Below are 24838 nucleotides of genomic sequence, written 5' to 3'. Positions count from 1 at the left end.
CTATTACTTACGCTTTAAACTGGCTAATACGGCAAATGGATTTGGTTTCTCCACCTCTGCAGGCAGTTTACCAAAGACCATGTCCGCCTCGGACACTTCACAGTGTTCAGAATCGTGCACCGGAACGACCGGCAGCGCGAGAATAATTTCATCCTCGACAACCGCCAGCAGATCGATCTCACCAAACTCGTTGACATCGACCGGCTCGTACGCTTCCGGCAATGCCTCGGCCTGCTCTTCAGAAGAGACAGGGCTGAAGCAGTAACTCACTTTTACGTGATGAGGAAAGGTCTGGTTGCAGCGCTGGCAACGCAACGTCACTTGTACTTCAGCAGTACCCGTCAGTACTGCCAGACGTTGGTTATCAACCGCAAACGACATGGCACAATCCACATCACTGTCCACACTAACGACCGACTCGGCCACACGCTCCACCTGTACAGATGTGTAGACACCCTGATAATCAAGGCGCTTCTGAGCAGTGCGGACAGGGTCCAGCGTTAGGGGTAATTTTACCTTTTGCATAGGGCGCGCATATTAACTTTGTAATGTCATAGAGTCAAAGAAAAAGGCCGTTAAACAGCATCTTTCAACCACTATTCGCATCCAGTGCGGCGCACAGTTTAAAATGACTGTCACCAATTCGCTATCACTATTGAAAAAAAATGACGCCATCGATTCTTTTAGCTTCAACCTCGCCCTTTAGGCAGGCATTACTGCATAAACTGGGCCTGCCTTTTATTACCGCCGCGCCTGAGGTTGATGAGTCACCCCAGCCCGATGAAACCGCTGAAGCGCTCGTAACCCGTCTTGCCGTAGCTAAAGCGCAGGCACTGGCAAAAACGTATCCCAGCCACTGGATAATCGGCTCCGACCAGGTTTGCGTGCTGGATGGCGCTATCGCCGGTAAGCCTCACACGGCTGAGAATGCGCGGGCGCAACTGCGTGCCGCCAGCGGAAAAGCCATTACCTTTTATACCGGTCTGGCGCTATTTCATCCGGTCAGTGGCACGCTGCTGCACTGCTGTGAGCCCTTTGTGGTTCATTTCCGCACGTTAACTGACGCTGAAATCAGCGGCTATGTGGAAAAGGAGCAGCCGCTTCAGTGTGCGGGCAGTTTTAAAAGTGAAGGTCTGGGGATTTGTCTGTTTGATCGGCTGGAGGGACGCGATCCCAATACGCTGGTCGGGCTGCCGTTGATCGCGCTCAATGAGATGTTGCAGCAGGCCGGCATCAATCCTTTAACGAACTGATGCCGGAGAGATTACGCTTTCCGCTGACGCAGCTTAAGCAGGCATTGCTTCAGGCCATCATCCAGTGGCGCCTCGACCCGCATCACTTCGCCGGTGCCGGGATGCGTAAAGGTCAGCGCCGCAGCATGCAGGAACAGGCGTTTTAAACCGGTTGCCGCCAGCTGACTGTCAAACTCACGTTCTCCGTAGCGATCGTCGAAGGCAATGGGATGCCCGGCATGCAGCGTATGGACGCGAATCTGATGGGTACGACCGGTGACCGGGCTCGCTTTCACCAGCGTGGCAAACTCAAACCGCTCTTCTACTTTAAAGCGGGTTTCTGAGGCTTTGCCTTCGCTGCTGACGCGCACCACGCGCTCACCGCTTTGCAGGATGTTTTTCAGCAGCGGCGCCTGAACCACCTTCAGGTGTGACGGCCAGTTGCCGCGCACCAGGGCCAGATAGTCTTTCTGCATCCCCTTTTCACGCAGTTGCTCATGGAGGGAACGCAGCGCCGAACGCTTTTTTAGCGACCAGCAGAATGCCGGAGGTGTCACGATCCAGGCGATGCACCAGCTCCAGAAAGCGTGCTTCCGGTCGCAGGGCACGTAACCCTTCAATCACCCCGAAGCTGAGTCCGCTACCGCCATGCACGGCTGTGCCGGAAGGCTTGTTCATCACCAGCAGCGACTCATCCTCAAACAGGATAGCATCGGCCAGTGACGCCACTTTCGCCAGTTTGGGGGAAACGGCATCTTCATCGCGTTCCGCTACCCGAACCGGCGGAATGCGCACCTCATCGCCCTCCTCCAGCTTATATTCTGGCTTGACGCGCTTTTTATTCACCCGCACCTCGCCTTTACGAACGATGCGATAAATCATGCTTTTGGGCACACCCTTGAGCTGGGTGCGCAAAAAATTGTCAATGCGTTGTCCGGCATTTTCAGCCGTGATGGCGACAAAATGTACGCCGGGATTCTCTGTTTTCATGGCGGCGATTCTAAATAGTGTCCCCTGATAGCGCCACCCCTTTTTCTGTGCTTAACTCTGGAGTTGATGTGACGGCAGGTCGCCTCTCTGCTGGCTTTTTCAGCAAAGCGCTGTTTTGTCCGACACATTAGCGATTTAAATGTAAAGAAACTTCACAAGCTGGCTAAAGTCGCCTTGCTATATGAAGGTTAGCAATGGAATAATGCTTGAGTTTCTTACCTGAACCATTTCAGGGCAGAAAAAGAGCGAAATTGTCATTTTGCCGGATTGAGCAGACACGCAGCAATGGCGTAAGACGTAATGCGAAATCAGGCACTTAGCGGGCTGCGGGTTGCGGCCTGGACAACAGTATGGGATGCACGGGTTTTCTTTATTCTCTCAGGCATTTCCACTATCTGGTGCTGTTTTCCCTTATGAAAAACAGGCCACCGACGTTATTTGCGCCCCTCGCGCGGTCGACAGCCGTGAGGTTGACGACATTGCACTAAGTCACGGGGCCATCGGTTGATACTCGTCCAGGGTAACTATGCCCGCAGCTGTAATCACTCATGAAAGAATAACGAGTAAGTCACGATGAAAAGAATGTTAATAAACGCAACTCAGCAGGAGGAGTTGCGCGTTGCCCTGGTTGACGGTCAGCGTCTGTACGATCTGGATATTGAAAGTCCTGGACACGAGCAGAAAAAAGCCAACATTTACAAAGGTAAAATCACTCGCATTGAACCCAGCCTTGAAGCTGCGTTTGTCGATTACGGCGCAGAGCGTCACGGTTTCCTCCCGTTAAAAGAAATCTCCCGCGAATACTTCCCCTCCAGCTACAACGCGCATGGTCGTCCGAATATTAAAGACGTGCTGCGTGAAGGTCAGGAAGTCATTGTTCAGATCGATAAAGAAGAACGCGGCAATAAAGGCGCTGCGCTGACCACCTTTATCTCTCTGGCGGGCAGCTATCTGGTACTGATGCCGAACAACCCACGTGCAGGCGGTATCTCTCGCCGTATCGAAGGTGACGATCGTACCGAGCTGAAAGAAGCCCTGTCGGCGCTGGAACTGCCGGAAGGCATGGGCCTGATTGTCCGTACTGCGGGCGTTGGTAAATCAGCCGAATCGCTGCAGTGGGATTTAAGCTTCCGTCTAAAACACTGGGAAGCGATCAAGAAAGCCGCTGAAAACCGCCCTGCTCCGTTCCTGATCCATCAGGAAAGTAACGTGATTGTGCGTGCCTTCCGCGACTATCTGCGTCAGGACATCGGTGAAATCCTTATCGATAACCCGAAAGTACTGGAACTGGCGCGTCAGCATATCGCTGCGCTGGGCCGTCCGGACTTCAGCAGCAAAATTAAGCTCTACACCGGTGAAATCCCGCTGTTCAGCCACTATCAGATCGAATCGCAAATCGAATCCGCTTTCCAGCGTGAAGTCCGCCTGCCTTCCGGTGGCTCGATTGTGATCGACAGTACCGAAGCGCTGACCGCTATCGATATCAACTCAGCACGTGCAACGCGCGGCGGTGACATCGAAGAGACGGCGTTCAACACCAACCTTGAAGCGGCCGATGAGATTGCTCGTCAGCTGCGTCTGCGTGACCTGGGCGGCCTGATCGTTATCGATTACATCGATATGACGCCGGTACGCCATCAGCGCGCGGTTGAGAATCGTCTGCGTGAAGCTGTCCGTCAGGACCGCGCCCGCATTCAGATCAGCCACATTTCACGTTTCGGCCTGCTGGAGATGTCCCGTCAGCGTCTGAGCCCGTCATTAGGTGAATCCAGTCATCACGTCTGCCCACGCTGTAGCGGCACCGGCACCATCCGTGATAACGAGTCACTGGCGCTGTCGATCCTGCGTTTGATTGAAGAAGAAGCGCTGAAAGACAACACCAAAGAAGTTCACGCCATTGTTCCGGTTCAGGTGGCCTCTTACCTGCTGAATGAAAAACGTGAAGCGGTTAACGCTATTGAAACACGCCAGGGTGGCGTGCGGGCTATCATCGTTCCTGATGACAAGATGCAAACCCCACACTACTCCGTGCTGCGCGTGCGCAAAGGCGAAGAGACGCAGACCCTGAGCTATCATCTGCCGAAGCTGCATGAAGCCGAAATGGCGATGCCGTCGGAAGAGGAACATGCTGAACGTCGTCGTCCTGAGCAGCCTGCTCTGGCCGCGTTTGTGATGCCTGATGCGCCTCCGGCACCGGTAGAAGTTGAGCCAGAAGCGCAGCGCGCTGAAGCCCAGCCAGCCGCAAAAGCAGCACCTGCTGTGGCTGCGCCTGCTACCGTCAGCACCGGCTTCTTTGGCCGTCTGCTTGGTGGCCTGAAAAAAATGTTCGCAGGCGAAGAAGCCCCTGCCGCCGCACCCGTGGCCACTGAGGTTGCAGAACCGCAGAAAGCGCCTGAAAGCGAGCAGGAAAACGGCAACGGCCGTGGCGAGCGCCGCAACAACAATAACAACCGTCGTAACAATAATCGTCGTGAGCGTACGCCGCGCAACGGAGATAACGCGCAGTCGCGTGAAGGCCGTGAACCACGCGAAAACCGTGAGCCTCGTGAAAACCGCGAACCTCGTGAAAGTCGTGAACCGCGCGAAAGTCGCGAGCCACGTGAAAATCGCGAGCCGCGCGAGGGTAACGATAATCGCCGCAACAAGCGCCAGTCCCAGTCTGGTGAAGTGCGTGAAGAGCGTCCGGCACTGAGCGAAGAAGCGCGCCAGCAGCGTGATGAGCAGCAGCAACAGCGCCGTGAACAGCGTGCTGAGCGTCAGCGTCGTCGTCAGGAAGAGAAACGCGCCGGTGAAGAAGCCGCCAAAGTGGCTGAGCAGCCAGTAGTGGTAGCCGACGTTCCGGACGTGACCGAGCCGCAGGATGATGAGCGCGTACAGGTTATGCCGCGTCGCAAGCCGCGTCAGCTGAACCAGAAGGTGCGTGTTGATGATAACCGTCCACCTATGCCAGCCGAAGCCAGCGACTTCGCCCAGCCGGCTGAAGTGCGTCAGCCTCAGCAGACAGACGTGGCTCAGCCGCAGCCTGAGTTCCAGGCACCGCAGGGTGAAGAGCAGGATGACAACGACAACCGTGATAACGCCAATATGCCGCGTCGTTCACGTCGTTCGCCTCGTCATCTGCGCGTCAGCGGACAGCGTCGTCGTCGTTACCGTGATGAGCGTTATCCGACTCAGTCAGCAATGCCGCTGGCCGCTGCAGCTGCATCACCAGAGATGGCATCCGGTAAAGTCTGGATCCGTTACCCGGTGAGCCAGGCCAGCGAAGAGCAGGTTCAGAATGTGACTCACGAGACGCCAGCGTACAACCGCGAAGAGACAGCAGACGCCGCCAGTGCGCTGCCCGTTGCTGCCGCAGTTGAATCTGTTGCTCAGGAAGCGCCAGTGCAACAGGCCGAGCCGCAGGCAGAAACGCCAGTGCCGGTTGTGAATACTGACGATACCCGTGCTATTGACGCGCCGGTTGACGAGCAGCCTTCCGTTGTTCCGGCGGCAGATGAAGCAAAAGCGGAAGCGGTAGCAGCCGAAGCCGTGCCTGCTGAGCCTGTCACCGAAGCGCCGGTTGTGACACCTGCGGTTGAGACTGCACAGCCTGCAGCGGTTGCAGAAGAAGCACAGCCTTCAGAGGTTGCTGAGCAATCGGCTACCGACGTCAGCGAAGCGATCGCAGCAGAAGTTGAAGAAGTTCTGAATGCGCCGGTCGCTGCTGAAGCTGAAACAGCGCCAGTTCGTGAACCTCATGCTCCGGTGGCCGCACGCGATGTCGCCCCTGCAGCACCGGTGACTGCGGCCGAACCTGTTGCATCAGTGCCTGCAACGGCATCCGAGCCTGCAACGGCATCAGTGCCGAATGACGGTACGCGCTGGAAGCATTTTGCCTCTGCGCCGATGACTAAAGCGCCTGCGCCAGTCTGGCAGTCAGAACCGGCACCGCACAGTGACTGGGTGCGTGCACCTTATGAGTTCGACGGTCGCGGTTCTGCGGGTGGTCATAGCGCCACACATCATGCCACAGCCCCGGCGACCAAGCCGTAACGCACAAGCTGTTGTGAACTGAACCCCGGCCTGCAAGCCGGGGTTTTTTTTATGCCTGCGATTCTGCCCGCCAGCAGACAGAGGATAATTAACCTCCCCTCCTCGCTTATCAGGAATCAGGAAAGTGTGTGCGTGTGTGCGTGTGTGGAAGCGTGGAAGCGTGGAAGCGTGGAAGCGTGGAAGCGTGGAAGCGTGGAAGCGTGGAAACGTGGAAGCGTGAAAGCGTGAAAGCAAGACTGACATGCGAGCTGACTGTCGCTGTAAATCAACCCGGTTTAATTTCTATGGTTCCCGCCACCGGCTGAATCGCAGGCAAAAAAAATCCCACCCTCCTTTAGTGGGAGGGTGGGAAAAAGTAAGCGCATCCGGTTAAAGTACGCTCAAAATTTCAGGTAAGACTACGAGTTCATCTGGAACAGCGACATCTTAGACATGTCGGTAAAGGTCTTATAGGACGCCTGTAATGCCGTCTGCTGCATGGTGTAGTTTGAAGCCGCTTCGGTTAAATCCACGTTAACCAGGTCACTCATCTGCGAGCTGTAAATCACACTACGGTCATCGCCCTGGGCATTCAGCGTATCGATCTCACCAAGCTGGGTACCAATCTCAGAACGCACGGTTAAGACATTATTCAGCGAGTTACCCAGGCCACGGTTGGTTTTATCCATCGCCGCCTGGAAGGTCTGTTTGGTTGCGGCGTCAGCATCATCCTGCGGCACTTTCAGTGCAGCAATGGCGCTATCCAGCATCTTAAACACATTCGTTTCGCTGGCGCTGCCATCCGGCTCTTTGGTGGCATTGCCGGAGATCGCCATAAAGATATTGTCACCGGTATGGCCCACAGTCATGGTACGGCTGGTATCGACCTTCTGAGTGATCGCCTCGGTGCCGCCTGCATAGCCGACTCCGGTGCCTGCCGCATCCACAAATGGCGCACTGTCAGTTTTATAACCGGCAAAAATATAGCGGCCATTGGCATCCTGGCTGTTTGCCTGGTTCAGCAACTGGGCACGGATACCCTCCAGCTGGGTAGCAATCGAACCACGGTCATCGTCGCTCAGCGTACCGGTTGAACCGTTGACGATCAGCCCTTGCGCAGCAATGATCCCATCGGTGACGCCTTTCAGCGTATTCTCTTCCAGTGAGAGACCCTGCTCGGCAAAGGTACGCGCCAGCGCATACTGCTTGCCCTGCTGCTGGGTTTGTGACAACACGACAGCACGAGAGGCGGCAATCGGATCGTCCGAAGGATTATTCACACGGCGGCCGCTGGAGAGCTCCTGGCCTGATTTCAGCCAGGAGGCCTGTGAGTCAGTGATGCCACGCACCTGCTGCTCAAAAATCATATTTGTACTGATTCGCATGTTATCTCCTGCCCTTAGCGAATATTGATCAATGCATTAAACACGGTGCTGGCAGTCTGCAGCACCTGCGCATTGGCCATGTAATATTGCTGATATTTGGTCAGGTTGGCGTACTCCTCATCGAGGTTTACCCCAGAGACCGATTGCTGGCGCTGGGTCAGCTGACTGACCACGCTTTTCTGAGTGGTGCTGGTGGTTTCCAGTGAACTGGTTTTGTTACCCACACTACTGACGATGGTGGCGTAGGCCTGAGACAACGTGGCGTTGCCGCCGACCAGTTTCACATCCTGCAGATTCAGCAGTTTTTGCGCATTACGGTTATCACTCTCCCCACCGACAGCACCCGCGGCGGCCACCTGCGATTCACTGGTGATCGCGACTGACATATCGTTGATGGCGTTCTGGACCGGTTTCACCAGGAAACTGTCTTTGGCAGCAGGTGCAGGCGTGCCGGCGACGGTCAGTTTCAGGCCGTCAAAGCTCAGCGTGGTGTTGCCACTGGCATCGGTACCTGGCGTGATGGTAACAGCCGTACTGTCTGAGGCGCGGGTCGCGGTCCAGTTATTGCCGTCATAACTCACGGTGTAATTGGATGCTTTCAGTGCACTGGTATCGGTCCACTCAGCGGTGACGGACGCGGCGGTGCTGTTTTTACTGTTGCCCACCACGATCGGGCTGCCGATATTAAAGAAATCGACACCCTGATTGCCTTTGCTATCAAAGCCCTGCTTGTGAACATCGTTGAAGCTGGTGGTAAACGCCGCCGCTAACTGACCCAGCTGGTTCTGTGCCAGATCCAGATCCTGAGTACGGAACGCCAGCAGACCGCCCAGCGAACCGGTGGTGATCAGCTTCTCCGGGATCTCGACGTTGCCCGCCTGCTTATCGACATAGCCGATGGTGGTGCGTGTCGGATCGCTGCTGGAAGGCATCGCCACCAGATCGTGAGATTTGTCGCCGTTCACCAGCGTCAGGCCATTGGCCATCGCGACCGTGTAGCCGCCATCCTGCTGCGATACCGTCACACCAACCACGTTATTCAGGGTATTCACCAGCTGATCGCGCTTATCGAGCAGATCGTTAGGTGCGGCACCGTTTGCCGTGCTCAGTTTGCCAATCTGTTTGTTCAGATCGGCAATCTGGCTGGTAATGGTATTGACCTGCTTGATGCTGGAATCGACATCGGCGTTGACGCTGTTCTGCATATTATTCAGGTATTGCGCTGACGTCTGGAACTGGCTGACCAGCCCCTGCGCATTGCTGAGCATCGACTGACGCGCCGACGGATCGTTGGCGTTGCTGACCACGTTCTGCAGGTTAGTAAAGAAGCCCTGCAGCGAGGTCGACAGGCTGGTAGTCGAAGTCGACAGCAGATCGTCAATGTTAGAAATCTGGCTGTGCTGGGTGCTTACCGCGCTGTAGTTGGCGCTGGAACCGCGCAGCTGCGTAGCAATAAACGCATCATATTCACGTTGTACACCGGTGATATTCACGCCGTTACCATAATAGCTATTGCCCTGCAGGGTACTGTTCGCCTGCGCCAGTACCGTGGTCTGACGTGAATAGCCCGCCACGGTGTAATTGGAAATGTTGTTACTCGTGGTGCTCAGAGCGGCCTGCGCGGCACTCAATCCGCTCATCGCGGAGTTAATTATGCTGGACATCTCGGTTCCTTACGTTCCCCGTCAACCGGGCTGGCAGACATCAAAGTGGGCGCCAGCAGGCGAAAACGCTTCTGGCTATAGGGATGTTATCGGCTTGCTAAAGTGAAACTTGAGGCGCAATGATCAGAACAGGTCGCCCATATCCTGACTGTAAGCTTTGACGACTTTGTCGCCCATACTTTTGAATTGCTGAATCATTCCCACCAGCTTTTGCGCATATTTTGGATCGGTGGCATAACCGGCCGCCTGTAAGGCCTGCGCACCCTGCTCTGCGCTTGAGGCGTTCGTCACCGCCGCATAGCGTGGGTTTTTGGTCAGGAGTTTGACGTAGTCGGTCAGCGCCTCAAAATAGGAGTTATAGACACGGAAGCTGGCACGCACTTTCTTCGCTTCGCCCTGCTCATATTCGGTGGTCATGATATCGGTGGTGTCACCTTTCCAGTCGCCGCTGGCTTTAATCCCGAACACGTTGTAGCTCGGTTTGCCGTCGCGGGTCAGGATCTGACGCTGGCCCCAGCCCGACTCCAGCGCAGCCTGCGCCAGAATCAGGTGATGAGGAATGCCACTCTGCTGGCTGGCAGCCTGCGCCGGTTGCGTCAGCTGGGCGATAAACTCGCGGCTGTCACTGGGCAGACCCGTCGGTGAAGCGACCGGCGGCAGACGCGGCATTGCCTTACGCACAATCTGCTCCAGCTGCTGCGCGGGCAGTGGTGTTGCCCCGCTGGTGCTGAGAATAAAGCTGTTATCCAGCTTCATCGGCACCGTACCGGCTTTTTCATCCGGCGCGGTGGCGGGCTGCATCTGTTTGACGATGGTTTCCGCCAGGCCGAGGCCACGTTTCCCCATCTCCTGTGCAATCTGCTGGTCATACATAGAGGTAAAGAGTTTGGTCTGCTCGTTGCCCATAATGCCGTCCTGCGGCAACGCCTCGCGCATACTCTTCAGCATCATCTGTACAAACATCCCTTCGACCTGACGCGCCACCTGCAACGCTTGTCCTTTCGGATCGTTGCTGGCCTGCCGTTTCAGTTCATTCAGGGAACGGCTGTCGAAAGCCGAACTCGTCAGAGATTGCATATCAGCCATCAGATAATTTCCAGTTTGGCACGCAGACAGCCGGCACTCTGCATCGACTGCAGAATTGACATCAGTTCGATAGGTGACGCACCCAGAGCATTCAGCGCACGCACCACGTTGTTCAGGTTGGCGCTGGCGTTGACGCGTTGCAGCGCACCGCCGGTCTGGCGCAGATCGATCTGAGTCTGCGTCGTCGCCACCGTCTGACCACCGGCCAGTGGAGTATCAGGCTGACTGACGTTCTGCTGCTGGTTAACCGTCACCGACAGGTTGCCCTGCGCCACCGCACACTGATTCAGCGTCACTTCACGGTTCATTACCACCGAACCGGTACGGGAGTTGATGATGACTTTGGCATCTTCAACCGGGATCGACACATTAATGTTCTGGATCTCAGCCAGCAGACGCACCTGCGCACCATTATTAGGCGATACGCGGATCTGCACGGTACGGGCATCCAGCGGCTGCGCTGCGCCGTAGCCGCCACGGGCGTTAATGGCATCAGCAATTCGCTGCGCCATCGAGAAATCTTCGCTGTTAAGCTGCAGGTTAATGGTGTTCTGCGTACCAAAATTACTCTGCAGTTCACGCTCAACGGTTGCACCGCCGGTAATACGGCCACCGTTCAGCTGGTTAACCTGAACACTGCTGCCGCCCGCTGACGCACCCGCGCCACCGACCAGGATATTACCCTGCGCCAGCGCATAAACCTGGTTATCGACCCCTTTCATCGGCGTCATTAACAGCGTGCCGCCGCGCAGGCTTTTGGCGTTACCCAGCGACGAGACCACCACATCCAGGTTCTGTCCCTGACGGGCAAACGAGGGCAGTTTAGCGGTGACCATCACGGCCGCCACGTTCTTCAGCTGCATGTTGGTTCCGGTGGGAACGGTAATACCAAGCTGTGACAGCATGTTGCTCACTGTCTGGGTAGTAAATGGCGTCTGGGTGGTCTGGTCACCGGTGCCATCCAGGCCCACGACCAGGCCGTAGCCCAGCAGCTGGTTATCACGAACGCCCTGTACCGTGGTTAAATCACGAATCAAATCGGCTTTTGCCAGCAGGCTGACGCCCAGCAGCAGCGCCAGCCCGGCGCGTAACAGCGTTAACTTTTTCATTGAAACCTCTTACATCGGCGAGATGTTCAGGAAGAAACGCTGGAACCAACCCATGGTCTGCGCCTCATTGATGTAACCATTTCCGACGTACTCAATACGTGCATCGGCGACAGCGGTAGATAACACGGCGTTACTGGCGCTGATGGTGCGTGGGTTGACCACGCCCGAGAAGCGAATGAACTCCGTGCCCTGATTAATGGCGATCTGTTTTTCACCGACCACGTGCAGGTTGCCGTTTGACAACACCTGATCCACGGTGACGGTAATGGTGCCGGTAAAGGTGTTATTGGCGGATGCGCCGCCTTTACCTGCGAAATCGTTTTTGCCTTCGGCGCTGAGGTTGGCTTTTTCACCACCTGCACCCACCAGCCCAGCCAGACCGGTCGGCACCGCGCTCACACCAAAGCTGTTGCTGCCATCGCGGCTGGCATTGGCTGAGGAGCTCTTGCTGGCGCTGACGTTTTCCTGCAGCGTAATGGTCAGGGTATCGCCAATGTTGCGTGGACGGCGATCTTCAAACAGCGGCTGATAGCCGTAGTTAAGCGGCGCGACGCCCTGGAATATAGAGCCGTTGACCACCGGTGGCGCGGACGGCATTGGTTGCGCTGTAGTTGCACCTTCGACCAGCGGGGTACGCGGGACCAGGGCACATCCGTTGAGAGTTAGCAGCAACGAGGCGACTAACCAATGTCCAGGCTTGAGAATCTGTTGCTTCGCCACGGCGTCACGACCTTATTAATGTCTGTCATTCAGGCCAGCACGGGCTGGCCCTGTTCGGGATTAAAGCTGAGTTAATTTCGCCAGCATCTGATCAGAGGTACTGATCGCCTTGCTGTTGATTTCGTAGGCGCGCTGCGTCTGAATCATGGTGACCAGCTCTTCCGCCACGTTAACGTTCGAGGTTTCGGTATAGCCCTGATAGAGCAGGCCCGCGCCGTTCTGGCCTGGCGTGCTGTCTGTCGGAGCGCCCGATGCCTGCGTTTCCTTGTAGAGGTTTTCACCCACGCTATCGAGACCGGCGTCATTCATAAAGGTGCTCAGGGTTAACTGACCGACCTGCGCGGCCTGAGCCTGTCCCTGCTGCGTTACGCTGACCACACCGTCACGCGACACCGTGATGCTGGTGGCGTTAGCCGGAATGGTAATGCCTGGCTGTACCGGGAAACCGGAGTTGGTCACCAGCTGGCCGTTCTGATCAACCTGAAACGCGCCGTCACGGGTATAAGCAGAGGTGCCATCCGGCATCTGAATCTGAAAATAACCCTGGCCGTTAATGGCGATATCTTTTGAGTTGCTGGTCTGCGACAGGTTGCCCTGCGTATGCAGACGTTCAGTGGTCACCGGACGTACACCGGTACCGATCTGCAAACCCGATGGCAGCGTTGTCTGTTCTGATGACTGGGTGCCCGGCTGGCGCATGGTCTGGTACATCAGATCTTCGAACACGGCACGTGAACGCTTAAAGCCGTTGGTGCTGACGTTTGCCAGGTTGTTGGCAATGACGTCCATGTTCATCTGCTGCGCATCAAGACCGGTCTTAGCGATCCATAAAGAACGAATCATGTTGTTATCCTCGTGCCTTAGCCCATGCTCAGGAGCTGGTTGGCTTTTTTGTTCATTTTCGTCGACGTTGGTGATGACTTTCATCTGCATCTCAAAACGTCGGGCGTTGGCGATCATATCGACCATGGTTTCTACCGGTTTGACGTTGCTGCCTTCCAGCACGCCAGGCATCACCTGCATGGTGGCATCAGCCTGCAGCGCGGCACCGCGGGTCGCCTGCGTCGACGCAGTAGGCCGGAACATGCCGTCATCACTGCGCTGCAGCTCCTGCCCGGTTGCCCTGACCAGCTTCAGCTTGCCCAGCTGAACCGTGGCGTTCGGCGAATCACCGGCATTCAGCCCGGTGATCGAGCCGTCGGCTGCAATGGTGATTTCAGTGCCCTGCGGGATCACAATCGGACCGCCATCGCCCATCACAGGATTGCCCTGAACCGTCAGCGTACCGGTCGGACTGATTTGCATATTGCCGTTGCGGGTATAGGCTTCGCTGCCGTCAGCGGTACGCACCGCCAGCCAGCCATCCTGCTGCACCGCCACATCGAGCGGACGCTCGGTGTAATCCATCGCGCCCTGACTCATGTCGGCGCCCGGTGTCGAGGCGGCGACCAGCGTACGGGTTGGCAGCGACCAGCCACTCACCGGCACGGCGCGCAGCGCATTCAGCTGCGCACGAAAACCCGGTGTAGAGGCGTTGGCGAGGTTGCTGGCGGTAACCGCCTGCTGATCCAGCGTCTGGCTGGCCGCGCCCATCGCGGTATATATCGCGTGATCCATATGGCAATCCTGTTAGCGAATTAACGTAAGTTAACCAGCGTGTTGAGAATCTGGTCCTGAGTTTTGATGGTCTGCGCATTCGCCTGATAGTTACGTTGCGCGACGATCATGTTCACCAGCTCTTTACTCATGTCGACGTTGGAAGATTCCAGTGCGCCAGCCGTCAGTGAACCAAAGGTGCCGGTATTCGCCAGACCGATTGCTGCCTGACCGGATGCACTTGACGCAGACCAGACGTTGTCGCCCTGAGACTGCAGACCTTCCGGGTTAGAGAAGCTCGCCAGGACAATCTGACCCAGCAGCTGGGTTTTCTGGTTTGAATAGCTGCCGGTGATGGTGCCGTCATCATTGATCGCGTAGCTGGTCAGATCGCCAGGCGCATAACCATCCTGGGTCGGGCTGCCAAAGGTGGTGCTGCCGGTGTTCTGCTGCAGGCTGCCCAGCATGCTCAGGTTGATCGGCTGATTGGCGACTGCGCCATTCGCTCCGCCCACGTTCAGCGTCAGGCCGACGGTGCCATCGGTCGTCGTGCTGACGACAGCGCCGGTGGCATCCAGCTTAGAGACGCTGGTCAGCTTACCGCTGGTGTCAAACGCCATTCTGAAGTCACCCGCTGAACTGCCGGTGTTGCCATCAATGGTACGCACGGTCCAGCTGTTGCTGGTGGTGTCTTTCACGAAATACATGTCGAGCGCGTGGTCATTACCCTGCGAGTCGAACACGGTTGCCGTGGTTTTCTTGTTGTAGCTGTCTGCGTTCGCCGTCGAGAAGGTGGCCACAGATGGCGTTTTGTCCGTTGAGTTCAGATTGGCAACCAGACCGGCGGTAGTGGTCGCGCGGGCTGACATCTGCTCGGTAGGAATACGCAGCGCCACCGGGTTAGCACCTGCCTGGATAGTGGCCGGTGAACCGCTGGCCGGATAGCCGGTCACGTTCAGACCCTGGGTGTTGACCAGGTTACGGTTGGCATCCAGTGTTAACTGACCATTGCGTGAATAGAAGACGCCGCCGCTGCTGTCGGTCATACGGAAGAAACCGTTACCGCTCAGCGCAACGTCCAGGCCACGGCTGGTCGTGGTGGTGGCGCCGTCGTTAAAGTTCTGGATTACCGCAGCAACTTTGGTACCGAGGCCGACGTTAGAACCGGCAAACATATCGGCAAACGCGATGGTGCTCGATTTAAAGCCCGCAGTGGCGGAGTTGGCAATGTTGTTACCGATGACATCAAGGTTACTTGAAGCAGCACCAAGGCCGCTGACCGCTTGGGAAAATGACATGTGTTTGTTTCCTGTCTACAGGTTAATCAGAGAATCTGACGTACGTCGTCAAGGGTGGCGGAGCCCATGGTGCCGAGATCCAGTTTTGTGGTGTTGTTCGCAGTACTCACCCCATTGACGTAGGCGTAGTTAAGCGGTTGTGCCACCAGTTGTGTGTTGCCATTGCTTGCGGCAATCGCAACGCTGTATTTACCATCCGGGGCGACAGAGCCATCTGTCAGCTTGCCGTCCCACGAGAAGGTGTGCACGCCAGCGCTCAGCGCGCCCAGATCGACGGTGTCGATCACCGTGCCACTGGCATCTTTAATGGTGGCCGATGTGCCGGTTGAGGCGGAGGCCAGCTCAACGCCAAATGGCGTTGTGGTGCCGTTGCCTACCAGAACCTGTCCGCCATTGACCATCACGCCATGCCCAATCAGCGTGGAGCTCTGCAGCGACTGACTGGTGCTGATCTGGCCGGAGATCGATCCCAGCGTGGTATTCAGTTTTTCAATGCCGCTCAGGGTATTGATCTGTGCCAGCTGCGTGGTGAGCTGGCTGTTATCCATTGGATTGGTGGGATCCTGGTTCTTTAACTGCGTCACCAGCATGGTCAGGAACTGATTCTGCAGATCCTGCGCATTGTTGCCGGTGCCACTGGTGTTAGAAGAGCTAAGGACCGTGGGGTCCAGTCTTTCGTTAACGCCTACCGCGATAGCCATAATTTTTCTCCGTTATTGCCCGATCGTCAGGGTTTTCATCATCATCGACTTCACGGTGTTGAGCACTTCGACGTTGGCCTGGTAGCTGCGTGACGCCGACATGGTGTTGACGCTTTCAGAGACCACATCCACGTTCGGCATCTTCACGTAGCCTTTGGCATCTGCCATCGGATTGCCCGGGTCATAGACCAGCTTGGCAGGTGTAGGGTCATCCACGACTCTTGCCACTTTCACGCCGCCGGTGGCTGAGCCTGGTGCTGCATCGGTCTGGAAAACCACCTGCTTTGCCACGTAAGGCTTGCCATCGGGGCCGGTGACGCTGTCGGCGTTCGCCAGGTTACTGGCACTGACGTTTAATCGCTGTGATTGCGCGGTCATCGCTGAACCGGCAATGTCAAAAATATTCAGCAAGGCCATAATTATTGTCCTTGTAACACGCTCATCATGCCTTTGATCTGGCTACTGATGAGGGTGAGGTCGGTTTGATATTTCAGGCTGTTATCCGCGAACTGCGTACGCTCACGGTCCATATCTACGGTGTTGCCGTCGGCAGAAGGCTGGTCAGGAATGCGATAAAGCATATCCATCGATGGCACGCCGTTTGTCTGTGCTTCAATGTGGCGAGCTGACGTGACTTTTAACGCCATGCTGCTGCCTTCCGCACGACCATTGGACATCACCCGACTCAGCTCGCTGGCAAAGTCGATATCCCGGGCCTGATAACCAGGGGTATCGGCGTTGGCAATATTTGACGCCAGGATCTCCTGACGTTGAGCACGCAGGTTGAGGGCCTCCGTACCAAATTTCAGCGCCGCATCCAGTTTGTCGAGCATGTTTCCTCCGCGTATGAGAATTTCGAGCTCGCAGCTTAATTTGAAAATGCAAGGGGTCATCGTCTGAATAAGGCCTCAAATGACCGCTATTTTGACAATTAAGGATTTTTCTTAAGGGTTACACTCGTCGCCATCATCAGTGAGGAAATGCACAATGCGTCGATATCTGACCCTGCTGACCAGCCTGCTGGTCGCGATCGCCCTGCCGGTTTCCGCCGGGGATCTCAATGCACAACTGAATCAATTTTTTAAAGCGCGTGACGCCCAGCATGCTGATGGCATGGTCGTGGTGGTACGCACGCCACAGGAACAGTGGCCAGCCTGTGAGGCGCCACAGTTCACCCTGCCCGGCAACAGCCGGTTGTGGGGGAATATGAGCGTGGCGGCAAACTGTGGTGAGAACCGCCGTTATATTCAGGTACAGGTGCAGGTCACCGGTTCCTATCTGGTGGCGAACCGGCTGCTGAGCCAGGGCAGTAGCGTGAGCGAGAGTGATTTCACTCTGCGGACCGGCCGCCTTGATACTCTGCCTGCCCGCGCCCTGCTGAATGCGGACTCGGTCGCAGATGCTGTGGTGCTGCGCGATATCCAGCCAGGACAGCCGATTAATCCCTCCACGCTGCGTCAGCCGTGGCGTGTCAAGGCGGGTCAGAATGTGATGGTGATTGCCAGCGGTGACGGCTTTGACGCCAGCGGTGAGGGCAAGGCGCTGAATAACGCCGCCCGATCGCAGTCGGTCCGGGTCAGGATGGGAAATGGCCAGATTGTCAGCGGTAAGGTACGCGAGGATGGGAATATTCTTATAACGCTGTAAAGTGTTAAAGAAGCCAGTAGTGCTGCCGATAGAAGAATCAACGAAGCGATAACGCTATTCTGATTCAGGTGGCAGACTTCCCCTGACCGTACAGGAGCCCGAACATGAGCATTGACAGAACGCAACCTCTGAAACCCGCCAGCACCGTACAGAGCCGCGATAGCAGTGAGTCCGGCAGCAGCAAAGTGCGCCAGAGCGCCAGCCCGGTGGCAGCAGCCACGACCCCTGCAGCAGCCCAGGTCAGCCTGAGCAGCGCGCAGTCGCAGCTGATGCAGCCGAGCAGCAAAGATATTAACGTCGAGCGCGTTGAACAACTGAAAACCGCCATTCGTAATGGCGAACTGAAGATGGATACCGGCAAAATCGCCGATGCGCTGATTGCCGACACCAAGGCGTATTTAGAGGGTAATTAGTTCCCATGAGTAATTTGCAGACCACCTTAGATAAGATGCAGGACGTGCTGGCGTCGCTCTCAGCCGTGCTGGAAGAAGAGCAGCAGCAGCTGGCAGCCGGAAACATTAACAGTAATCTGTTGCAGCGTATTACCGAAGATAAAAGCGCGCTGCTCAATACGCTGAACTATCTGGATGAGATGCGCCGCACCGCTGAACAGAGTCAGGCGACATCGGCACCTTATCGTGGTCAGAACGACATGGCGCGCCGCTGGGACACTATCCAGCAGCATAGCCGTCGTCTGCAGGATGCCAATGTTCATAACGGCCTGCTGCTGCAACACCAGATCCGCTACACCCAGGATGCGCTTGACGTGCTGAAGCCGCATCAGACCCAGGCCTTTTACGGCCCGGATGGGATGGGTAAAGGCCAGACGACGTTAAGTCGCAAAGCCTGAACCGGATAGTAGCGAAAAAAATCCCGCCTGGTGGGTAATGCTGATCAGTTAAGATTAGATTTGTAAAGGCTGCCACGGTCAAACGTGGCAGCCTTTTTTCCGGGCGGGCGAGCCGCAGTGCGGGCCAGCGCACCTCTGCTGCTGCCGGGCCGTCCTCGCGCCGCTCACGCGGTGCCTTCGGCTTTGACGTCGTGCCGACGAACCGTTCGGGGATCGGCCCTCCATGGCCGGCCCCGAACTGTCCACGCTTCCCGGCGTGGACTTCTGGCCCGCCGTCACGCCTCAGCGCTGCGGATAGCCCTTTCAGCAGCAGAGGCGCTCAGGCCTCCACTCTCGTGCCCTTCTTAACAATACACACTGAAGTTTCAGAGCAGGCTGGTGCCGGGCAGGGGCAGGCAATCCGCAGCGCTGAACAGAATGAGTCTGCCAGGAGAGCCCGCAGGACGCGGGCGAAAGGCGGGGCGGCACAGGATGTGCCATCCCCGGCGGTCCGTCAGGCAGAGGAATGAAGTGAAGGAACCGCGCAGCGGCGCGAGGACCGCCAGCCCCTGCCCGGCACCAGACTGCGTTATCACCTGTCGCTTAACTGACTGGCATTAAGCCTGATGCGGGATTTTTTATGGCGTGATTTAGGCCCTCGGTTACGATTCGCTTTGATATTGTATTTTCACAGGGAGTTAAGTTTACTCATTGTGGCAAACCTTACACAGCGGTGCGACGCGCGTAGTCGCGCAGCCGGAAGCCCAGCAGCCCCAGCGCCAGGAAGTAGGCCCCGCCGCCCACACCACAGACCGCGGCCAGACGCAGCAGCCGCCACAGCATCGATCCCTGCTCCCAGGCTGGCATCCACTGCAGCATGGCAAACAGCGCGCCTGCCATCACCACTACGGCTATCAACAGGCGGATCAGGAAGCTGCTCCAGCCCGGCTGCGGCATAAAGATATTCTTCTTACGCAGCTGCCAGTAGAGCAGCGACGCATTCAGACAGGCTGCCAGCCCAATCGACAGTGACAGACCGGCGTGTTTCAGCGGACCAATAAACGCCAGGTTCATTACCTGCGTCATGATCAGCGTGATAATCGCGATTTTAACCGGCGTTTTGATGTCCTGACGGGAATAGAAGCCCGGAGCCAGCACCTTGACCACGATCAGCCCCATCAGTCCGACGGAGTAGGCGATCAGGGCGCGCTGCGTCATCAGAGCATCAAAGGCAGTGAATTTACCGTACTGGAACAGCGCCACGGTCAGCGGGCCGGAGAGCATGCCCAGCGCCACCGCGCTGGGAAGCGCCAGCAGGAAACAGAGGCGCAGACCCCAGTCCATCAGCCGGGAATATTCATCATGGTTGCCGCTGGCAAAACTTTTGGCCAGCGACGGCAGCAGAATGGTGCCCAGCGCCACGCCCAGCACACCCGAGGGGGAACTCCATCAGGCGGTCCGCGTAGTACATCCAGGAGACCGAACCTGAGACCAGAAACGAGGCGAAGATGGTATTGATGATCAGCGAGATCTGACTGACAGAAACGCCCAGAATGGCAGGTCCCATCTGACGCATGACCCGCCAGACGCCCGCATCACGCAGATTCAGGCGTGGCAGCACCAGCATCCCGAGCTTCTTCAGGTGTGGCAGCTGATAGCCGAGCTGCAGCACGCCACCAGCCACGACGGCCCAGGCCAGCGCCATTACCGGTGGGTGGAAGTGCGGCGCGGCAAACAGCGCAAAGCCAATCATGCTGACGTTCAGCAGGGTCGGTGCAAAGGCCGGTACCGAGAAGCGGTTCCAGGTGTTCAGCACCGCACCCGCCAGTGACGCCAGCGAAATCAGCATAATGTAGGGAAAGGTCACCCGCAGCAGCGAGCTGGTGAGCGCAAACTTATCGGGACTGTCGGCAAAGCCGGGGGCCGTCACCATGATGACCCAGGGCGCAGCAATCATGCCCGCCACCGTAACCAGCGCCAGTGCCAGCGTCAGCAGGCCCGAGACGTAAGCCAGGAACAGTTTCGTCGCCTCTTCGCCCTGCTTGCTTTTATATTCAGCCAGAATGGGCACGAAGGCCTGAGAAAAGGCGCCTTCAGCAAAAATACGCCGCAGCAGATTGGGAAGTTTAAACGCAACAAAGAACGCATCGGTCGCCATTCCGGCGCCAAACACCCGCGCCACGATGGCATCACGGGCAAAGCCCAGTACGCGGGAAAACAGGGTCATAGAACTGACCGCTGCCAGCGATTTCAACAAATTCATAATTGACGGCGCATCCTGAAAAGAATCGGCAAAAAAAGGAGAATTAGCGCGGGCACCCAGAAGATGCCCGGCGACAGTCTACTGCCACGGAGGGAAATGACCAGCACGGAGTGTTACAAGGCGTTATTCCTGCGTCGCCTCACGCCACAATTTTTCCACCACACGCTGCGCCATCAGCGCCTGCTCACCGCTGGTTTCAGGCTTCGTCTGATTTTGTACGCAGTCGATGAAATGGCGAGCCGCACCGCTGAAACCGCGCTGAGTCAGATGACTCTGCCAGGCGGGCGGTGGCGTAATCAGCAGCCCGTCACGCCGTTCTTCCTGCCAGTCGCGCATTTCACTGATGTCGATGCACTTACCGTCACACACTGCGCTGACCCGCTCGCGCTGACTGCCTGCGCGCCGGTGCATGCTGGTGGTAATCGACAAGCCCTCAACAGCGAAATGGTGCTCAGCATAGAGCATCTGCCCCTGTTCGTTGGTGTCGATGCGTCCCTGAACCTGGCGAAAGGGTTTCCCGCCCAGCCAGAGGGCGGTATCCACCACATGCAGGTAGTCATCGAGCAGGGTAAAGCGGAGATCCTGTGGCCCGACGCTGTCGCTACGGTGCTTTTCAATCCGCAGAGAAGTTGCGCTAGCCATCTCTGCCCGCAGCTGCTGATAGCGCGGGGCAAACCGCCGGTTAAACGCCACCATCAGCTTAAGCTGCCGTTTTTCCGCCAGCGCCACCAGCGCCTCAGCCTGTTCCAGGGTTTCAGCCAGCGGCTTATCGACGCAGACATCCTTTCCTGCCAGCAGCAGCGCCCTGACCACTTCATAGTGCGTGGCGGTGCTGCTGTGGACAAAGACCGCGTCGCAGGCAGCGGCTAATTCATTCAGCGAACCAAAATATGGCATGCGATAGCTATCACAGACCGGCCGGGCTTTGGCCTGGTTCGGGGAAAACGCCCCTGCCAGGGTCCAGTCCGTCGCCGCCGACAGCACCGGCAGCCAGGCTTTCTGCGCGATACCGCCTAATCCCACCACACCAATACGTAAGGTCATCTCAGCTCTCCGGTTGCAGCAGTTGGGTGAGTTGTGCATGAAGCGCTGCAACCTGCTGTTCCAGCGTTGCGACGCGCGCCGCCAGATCGCCCTGCTCTTCTGACGCGTCTGCGGCCTGCGGCTGGTCAGGCTCATCGCCCAGCAGATGCATAAAGCGACTTTCGCGCCTGCCAGGTTCACGCGGCAGACGGATCACCTGAGCACTGTCGTCGCGCTGCATCAATCCTTCCAGCGTTTGCTCAACTTCGCTGACATCACTGAACTCGTGCAGACGGCCGCTGCGGGTACGCAGTTCGCCTGGCGTCTGGGGCCCGCGCAGTAACAGCAGCGTCAGCAGAGCGACTTCTGCGCTGTTAAGCTTTAGCGTGCCAAACGCGGAGTTGCAGAAACGCTGCTCATATTTCACGACCCGCTGCCCGGCGGCGCTGCTGGCGGTGATCAGATGCCGTTTTTCCAGCTGATCGAGCTGATCCTGTACCTCACTTTCGCTCAGCTCCATCACCGGCTCGCGGTTCGATTTCTGGTTACAGGCCACCACCACGCCATTCAGCGACAGCGGATACTGTTCCGGCGTGGTGACCTGCTTCTCCAGCAGGCAGCCCAGCACGCGCATCGCCTGCGCCGATAAAGTCATCTTCATGCTCGCATCCTCATTATTATCCACGCCGGTCAGGCGTCCATTCCCGCAGGGTTAAGGCTGTCAGTACGTGATCCTGCCAGCGTCCGTCGATCAGCAGATAATCTTTCGCGTAACCCTCTTTCTCAAAACCGAGTCGCGCCAGCAGATCGCCGCTGCGCTGGTTGTGCGGCATGTAGTTAGCCATGATGCGGTGAATATGCTGCTGGCGCTGCATATAGCGGATTGCCACCTGCAACGCTTCGAACATGAACCCCTGCCCCTGCCACTTTTCACCCAGTGAATAGCCGAGATAACAGGCATGAAAGGATCCGCGTAACACGTTGCTGAAGTTCGCCACTCCCCTCACTTCGGTTTCATCGCTGTCCATTAAAATGAAATAGAAGGCCGAACCCTGCTTATGCATGTCGGAAATCAGCCCAAGCCGCGCCTGCCAGCCCGAAGGGTAGCAGTGGCTGTCATCACGCACCGGCTCCCACGGTTTTAAAAACAGGCGGTTTTCCGCGTAGTAATCTGCCATTCGCCAGGCATCACGCTCGTGAACCAGACGGACCACCAGCCGATCGGTGGTTAATCGCACCCTGGGCGCGGCAGAACGATAGCCAAACATCCTGACTCCTGAAATCAATGGCTGATAGAGATGAGCCGTCATTACCCGGCTTTCACTATAACCGCCGCCTGGGCTGCGGTAAAACGTTACAGCGGTTTAGTGATAAAGAGGCTGATTTTGCTCGGGTCGCACCGCGGATAACCCCTGCTGCAGGCGGCATCACCAGCGGATCCTGCAGCGCGCCTGACAGGCAGGTTTGCCCTGTGGAGTAATCTCTTCCATACTTTTTACGAGCCCGAAAGCAGGATGAATTGATTCACTCTGTTAAACACTAAACCTGTAAAACCCGGGAGATCAGGATGAAGCTCTATATCTACGACCACTGCCCTTTCTGCGTTAAAGCGCGAATGATTTTTGGCCTGAAAAACAAACCGGTTGAGCTGGTGGTAATGCTCAACGACGATGAAGAGACGCCGAAACGACTGATCGGTCAGAAAATGGCGCCCATTCTGCAGAAGCAGGATGGCAGCGCGATGCCTGAAAGTATGGAGATCGTACACTATGTCGATCAGCAGGATGGCGAACCGCTGATCATCGGCGCGCTGAATCCGGCGATCGGCGACTGGCTGCGTCACATGAACAGCTATGTCAATAAACTGCTGCTGCCTCGTATTGCAGAGGCGGCGTTTGCCGAATTCGCGACGCCGGAGGCGCGTGACTATTTCCGCAACAAAAAGCAGGCGAGCATCGGTGATTTCGACACGCTGAAAAGTCATTCTGCCGGCCTGATTAAAAACGTCAGCGACGATCTGCGCAAGCTGGACAAATTAATCGCCCAGCCCAATGCGGTGAATGGCGAGCTGTCCGAAGATGATTTTAATCTCTTCCCGCTGCTGCGCTCTCTGACGCTGGTGGCCGGAATCGACTGGCCGAGCCGGGTCGCTGACTACCGCGATAACATGGCCAAACAGACCCAGGTGAATCTGCTCTCCTCAATAGCTCACTAACCCCTCCCGATGAGAGACGCTGCGGCGTTTCTCATCTCTTTCCTGATGACACCCGCTACGCATTCAGGCAGGCTATGGCCTGTTTATTGGCTCTGATATTCAGGATAAAGATCGATGAAAAAGGCTTTTTTCGGGCTGACTGCCCTGTTGATCGCGCTGCTGGTGAGCGGCTGTAATCAACTGACGCAATACACCATCAGCGAACAGGAAGTAAACCAGGCGCTGCAGAAGCACAACAACTATGAGAAAGATATTGGCGTTTCCGGGCTGGTTAATGCGCACATCGTCCTGAACAATCTGACCAGTCAGATTGGCCGTGAAGAGCCAGGTAAAGTGACGCTCTCTGGCAATGCTAAAATCAATGTGACGTCACTGTTTGGTCCGCAGCAGGCCGATATGCAACTGAAGATGCGTGCTCAGCCGGTCTATGACCAGCAGCAGGGTGCAATCTATCTGCGCGATCTGGAAATTGTTGATGCGCAGGTTGCTCCGGAAAAAATGGCCTCCATTATGAAAACGCTGACGCCTTATCTGAATCAGTCGCTGAAAAACTACTTTGATCAAAAGCCGGCTTACGTGCTCAGCGCCGACCGCAGCAAAGGCGAGTCGCTGGCGAAGAAGTTTGCCAAAGGACTGGAAGTGAAACCTGGCGAACTGGTTATTCCCTTTACGCAGTAATGCCAGTCAGTTAAGCGACAGGTGACAACGCAGTCTGGTGCCGCTCAGGGGCTGGCGGTCCTCGCGCCGCTGCGCGTTTCCTTCTCTTCATTCGCCTGCCTGACGGACCGCCGGGGATGGCACATCCTGTGCCGCCCCGCCTTTCGCCCGCGTCCTGCGGGCTCTCCTGGCAGACTCATTCTGTTCAGCGCTGCGGATTGCCTGCTCCTGATCGCCACCGGCCTGCTCTGAAGCTTCTGGTGCGTATTGTTAAAAAGGGCACGAGAGTAGAGGCCTGAGCGCCTCTGCTGCTGAAAGGGCTATCCGCAACGCTGAGGCGTGACGGCGGGCCAGAAGTCCACGCCGGGAAGCGTGGACAGTTCGGGGCCGGCCAGGGAGGGCCGATCCCCGA

At 56.9% G+C, this 24838-nt stretch carries 21 protein-coding genes and 3 pseudogenes; 7 read left to right on the top strand and 17 right to left on the bottom strand.

Annotated features, from left to right (window positions below; all coding sequences use genetic code 11):
* Positions 1–3: 3 nt before the first annotated feature.
* Complete coding sequence (gene yceD / locus JNO11_RS06955; protein ID WP_010246346.1) at positions 4–525, bottom strand: 23S rRNA accumulation protein YceD; 522 nt, start codon at positions 523–525, stop codon at positions 4–6.
* A 140-nt stretch (positions 526–665) separates the two neighbouring features.
* Here yceD and JNO11_RS06950 point away from each other — a divergent pair, with 140 nt between their 5' ends.
* On the top strand, positions 666–1253 hold the full coding sequence (locus JNO11_RS06950; RefSeq protein WP_010246348.1) for a nucleoside triphosphate pyrophosphatase: 588 nt from the start codon (positions 666–668) through the stop codon (positions 1251–1253).
* 11 nt (positions 1254–1264) lie between these two features.
* On the opposite strand, the pseudogene rluC reads toward JNO11_RS06950, so the two are convergent.
* Positions 1265–2222, bottom strand: a pseudogene (rluC, locus tag JNO11_RS06945) (23S rRNA pseudouridine(955/2504/2580) synthase RluC).
* A 573-nt stretch (positions 2223–2795) separates the two neighbouring features.
* On the opposite strand from rluC, the gene rne reads away from it, so the two are divergent.
* Positions 2796–6254 (top strand): ribonuclease E, encoded by a 3459-nt coding sequence (gene rne, locus JNO11_RS06940; RefSeq protein WP_157351856.1) that lies wholly within the window; start codon positions 2796–2798, stop codon positions 6252–6254.
* A gap of 398 nt (positions 6255–6652) precedes the next feature.
* On the opposite strand, the gene flgL is transcribed toward rne, so the two are convergent.
* From flgL to flgB, 11 genes and pseudogenes are all read right to left on the bottom strand, one after another.
* Positions 6653–7618 (bottom strand): flagellar hook-associated protein FlgL, encoded by a 966-nt coding sequence (flgL, locus tag JNO11_RS06935; protein WP_022625873.1) that lies wholly within the window; start codon positions 7616–7618, stop codon positions 6653–6655.
* 14 nt (positions 7619–7632) lie between these two features.
* Complete coding sequence (gene flgK, locus JNO11_RS06930; protein WP_010669846.1) at positions 7633–9282, bottom strand: flagellar hook-associated protein FlgK; 1650 nt, start codon at positions 9280–9282, stop codon at positions 7633–7635.
* A 123-nt stretch (positions 9283–9405) separates the two neighbouring features.
* On the bottom strand, positions 9406–10368 hold the full coding sequence (flgJ, locus tag JNO11_RS06925) for a flagellar assembly peptidoglycan hydrolase FlgJ (protein WP_010246357.1): 963 nt from the start codon (positions 10366–10368) through the stop codon (positions 9406–9408).
* Entirely contained in the window at positions 10368–11477 is a 1110-nt protein-coding gene (locus JNO11_RS06920) for a flagellar basal body P-ring protein FlgI (protein ID WP_010669845.1), read from the bottom strand. The genes flgJ and JNO11_RS06920 overlap by 1 nt, the downstream gene beginning before the upstream one ends.
* Before the next feature lie 9 nt (positions 11478–11486).
* The gene (locus JNO11_RS06915) at positions 11487–12197 is read right to left on the bottom strand and encodes a flagellar basal body L-ring protein FlgH (RefSeq protein WP_029518984.1); all 711 of its coding nucleotides are present in this window, start codon (positions 12195–12197) and stop codon (positions 11487–11489) included.
* Positions 12198–12257: 60 nt separating this feature from the next.
* Positions 12258–13040 carry a flagellar basal-body rod protein FlgG gene (gene flgG / locus JNO11_RS06910; RefSeq protein ID WP_003849881.1) on the bottom strand — a complete coding sequence of 261 codons (783 nt, stop codon included), beginning with the start codon at positions 13038–13040 and terminating at the stop codon, positions 12258–12260.
* A gap of 17 nt (positions 13041–13057) precedes the next feature.
* Positions 13058–13814: pseudogene (locus JNO11_RS06905) on the bottom strand (flagellar basal body rod protein FlgF).
* A gap of 20 nt (positions 13815–13834) precedes the next feature.
* Positions 13835–15091, bottom strand: a complete 1257-nt coding sequence (gene flgE, locus JNO11_RS06900; protein ID WP_022625876.1) for a flagellar hook protein FlgE — start codon at positions 15089–15091, stop codon at positions 13835–13837.
* A 26-nt stretch (positions 15092–15117) separates the two neighbouring features.
* Positions 15118–15792: a flagellar hook assembly protein FlgD gene (flgD, locus tag JNO11_RS06895; RefSeq protein WP_010669841.1), complete on the bottom strand. Its 675-nt coding sequence runs from the start codon at positions 15790–15792 to the stop codon at positions 15118–15120.
* 12 nt (positions 15793–15804) lie between these two features.
* Complete coding sequence (gene flgC / locus JNO11_RS06890; protein WP_013357440.1) at positions 15805–16209, bottom strand: flagellar basal body rod protein FlgC; 405 nt, start codon at positions 16207–16209, stop codon at positions 15805–15807.
* A gap of 2 nt (positions 16210–16211) precedes the next feature.
* Positions 16212–16625, bottom strand: a complete 414-nt coding sequence (flgB, locus tag JNO11_RS06885; protein WP_009090882.1) for a flagellar basal body rod protein FlgB — start codon at positions 16623–16625, stop codon at positions 16212–16214.
* A gap of 154 nt (positions 16626–16779) precedes the next feature.
* Here flgB and flgA point away from each other — a divergent pair, with 154 nt between their 5' ends.
* From flgA to flgN, 3 genes are all read left to right on the top strand, one after another.
* Positions 16780–17439 carry a flagellar basal body P-ring formation chaperone FlgA gene (gene flgA / locus JNO11_RS06880; protein WP_325177100.1) on the top strand — a complete coding sequence of 220 codons (660 nt, stop codon included), beginning with the start codon at positions 16780–16782 and terminating at the stop codon, positions 17437–17439.
* A 104-nt stretch (positions 17440–17543) separates the two neighbouring features.
* On the top strand, positions 17544–17852 hold the full coding sequence (flgM, locus tag JNO11_RS06875; protein ID WP_010246375.1) for a flagellar biosynthesis anti-sigma factor FlgM: 309 nt from the start codon (positions 17544–17546) through the stop codon (positions 17850–17852).
* A 5-nt stretch (positions 17853–17857) separates the two neighbouring features.
* Positions 17858–18289 (top strand): flagellar export chaperone FlgN, encoded by a 432-nt coding sequence (gene flgN / locus JNO11_RS06870; protein ID WP_325177099.1) that lies wholly within the window; start codon positions 17858–17860, stop codon positions 18287–18289.
* A gap of 702 nt (positions 18290–18991) precedes the next feature.
* On the opposite strand, the pseudogene murJ reads toward flgN, so the two are convergent.
* The 4 genes and pseudogenes from murJ to rimJ all read right to left on the bottom strand — a co-directional run bounded on the left by murJ (position 18992) and on the right by rimJ (position 22822).
* Positions 18992–20531 (bottom strand): annotated as a pseudogene (murJ, locus tag JNO11_RS06865) (murein biosynthesis integral membrane protein MurJ).
* Between the two features lie 123 nt (positions 20532–20654).
* Complete coding sequence (locus JNO11_RS06860) at positions 20655–21575, bottom strand: Gfo/Idh/MocA family oxidoreductase (RefSeq protein WP_245116717.1); 921 nt, start codon at positions 21573–21575, stop codon at positions 20655–20657.
* Position 21576: 1 nt separating this feature from the next.
* Positions 21577–22215, bottom strand: a complete 639-nt coding sequence (locus tag JNO11_RS06855; RefSeq protein WP_325177098.1) for a DUF480 domain-containing protein — start codon at positions 22213–22215, stop codon at positions 21577–21579.
* Positions 22216–22231: 16 nt separating this feature from the next.
* Positions 22232–22822 (bottom strand): ribosomal protein S5-alanine N-acetyltransferase, encoded by a 591-nt coding sequence (gene rimJ, locus JNO11_RS06850; RefSeq protein WP_010246386.1) that lies wholly within the window; start codon positions 22820–22822, stop codon positions 22232–22234.
* 299 nt (positions 22823–23121) lie between these two features.
* On the opposite strand from rimJ, the gene grxB reads away from it, so the two are divergent.
* Both grxB and JNO11_RS06840 read left to right on the top strand, forming a co-directional pair.
* A complete protein-coding gene (gene grxB, locus JNO11_RS06845) occupies positions 23122–23769 on the top strand; it encodes a glutaredoxin 2 (protein ID WP_033757257.1) in 648 nt (215 codons plus the stop codon).
* Positions 23770–23883: 114 nt separating this feature from the next.
* Entirely contained in the window at positions 23884–24447 is a 564-nt protein-coding gene (locus JNO11_RS06840) for a lipoprotein (RefSeq protein WP_010246390.1), read from the top strand.
* The last annotated feature ends 391 nt before the right edge of the window (positions 24448–24838 follow it).

The sequence above is a fragment of the Pantoea sp. 1B4 genome (genome assembly GCF_016925765.1).
Lineage (GTDB): Bacteria > Pseudomonadota > Gammaproteobacteria > Enterobacterales > Enterobacteriaceae > Pantoea > Pantoea agglomerans.
This window is presented reverse-complemented; position numbering and strand designations above follow the sequence as displayed.

What these genes read in the sequence shown, in the direction of transcription:
- yceD (WP_010246346.1), bottom strand. Translation starts at nt 525, where the DNA reads ATGCAAAAGGTAAAATTACCCCTAACGCTGGACCCTGTCCGCACTGCT.
- JNO11_RS06950 (WP_010246348.1), top strand. Translation starts at nt 666, where the DNA reads ATGACGCCATCGATTCTTTTAGCTTCAACCTCGCCCTTTAGGCAGGCA.
- rne (WP_157351856.1), top strand. Translation starts at nt 2,796, where the DNA reads ATGAAAAGAATGTTAATAAACGCAACTCAGCAGGAGGAGTTGCGCGTT.
- flgL (WP_022625873.1), bottom strand. Translation starts at nt 7,618, where the DNA reads ATGCGAATCAGTACAAATATGATTTTTGAGCAGCAGGTGCGTGGCATC.
- flgK (WP_010669846.1), bottom strand. Translation starts at nt 9,282, where the DNA reads ATGTCCAGCATAATTAACTCCGCGATGAGCGGATTGAGTGCCGCGCAG.
- flgJ (WP_010246357.1), bottom strand. Translation starts at nt 10,368, where the DNA reads ATGGCTGATATGCAATCTCTGACGAGTTCGGCTTTCGACAGCCGTTCC.
- JNO11_RS06920 (WP_010669845.1), bottom strand. Translation starts at nt 11,477, where the DNA reads ATGAAAAAGTTAACGCTGTTACGCGCCGGGCTGGCGCTGCTGCTGGGC.
- flgG (WP_003849881.1), bottom strand. Translation starts at nt 13,040, where the DNA reads ATGATTCGTTCTTTATGGATCGCTAAGACCGGTCTTGATGCGCAGCAG.
- flgE (WP_022625876.1), bottom strand. Translation starts at nt 15,091, where the DNA reads ATGTCATTTTCCCAAGCGGTCAGCGGCCTTGGTGCTGCTTCAAGTAAC.
- flgD (WP_010669841.1), bottom strand. Translation starts at nt 15,792, where the DNA reads ATGGCTATCGCGGTAGGCGTTAACGAAAGACTGGACCCCACGGTCCTT.
- flgC (WP_013357440.1), bottom strand. Translation starts at nt 16,209, where the DNA reads ATGGCCTTGCTGAATATTTTTGACATTGCCGGTTCAGCGATGACCGCG.
- flgB (WP_009090882.1), bottom strand. Translation starts at nt 16,625, where the DNA reads ATGCTCGACAAACTGGATGCGGCGCTGAAATTTGGTACGGAGGCCCTC.
- flgA (WP_325177100.1), top strand. Translation starts at nt 16,780, where the DNA reads ATGCGTCGATATCTGACCCTGCTGACCAGCCTGCTGGTCGCGATCGCC.
- flgM (WP_010246375.1), top strand. Translation starts at nt 17,544, where the DNA reads ATGAGCATTGACAGAACGCAACCTCTGAAACCCGCCAGCACCGTACAG.
- flgN (WP_325177099.1), top strand. Translation starts at nt 17,858, where the DNA reads ATGAGTAATTTGCAGACCACCTTAGATAAGATGCAGGACGTGCTGGCG.
- JNO11_RS06860 (WP_245116717.1), bottom strand. Translation starts at nt 21,575, where the DNA reads ATGACCTTACGTATTGGTGTGGTGGGATTAGGCGGTATCGCGCAGAAA.
- JNO11_RS06855 (WP_325177098.1), bottom strand. Translation starts at nt 22,215, where the DNA reads ATGAAGATGACTTTATCGGCGCAGGCGATGCGCGTGCTGGGCTGCCTG.
- rimJ (WP_010246386.1), bottom strand. Translation starts at nt 22,822, where the DNA reads ATGTTTGGCTATCGTTCTGCCGCGCCCAGGGTGCGATTAACCACCGAT.
- grxB (WP_033757257.1), top strand. Translation starts at nt 23,122, where the DNA reads ATGAAGCTCTATATCTACGACCACTGCCCTTTCTGCGTTAAAGCGCGA.
- JNO11_RS06840 (WP_010246390.1), top strand. Translation starts at nt 23,884, where the DNA reads ATGAAAAAGGCTTTTTTCGGGCTGACTGCCCTGTTGATCGCGCTGCTG.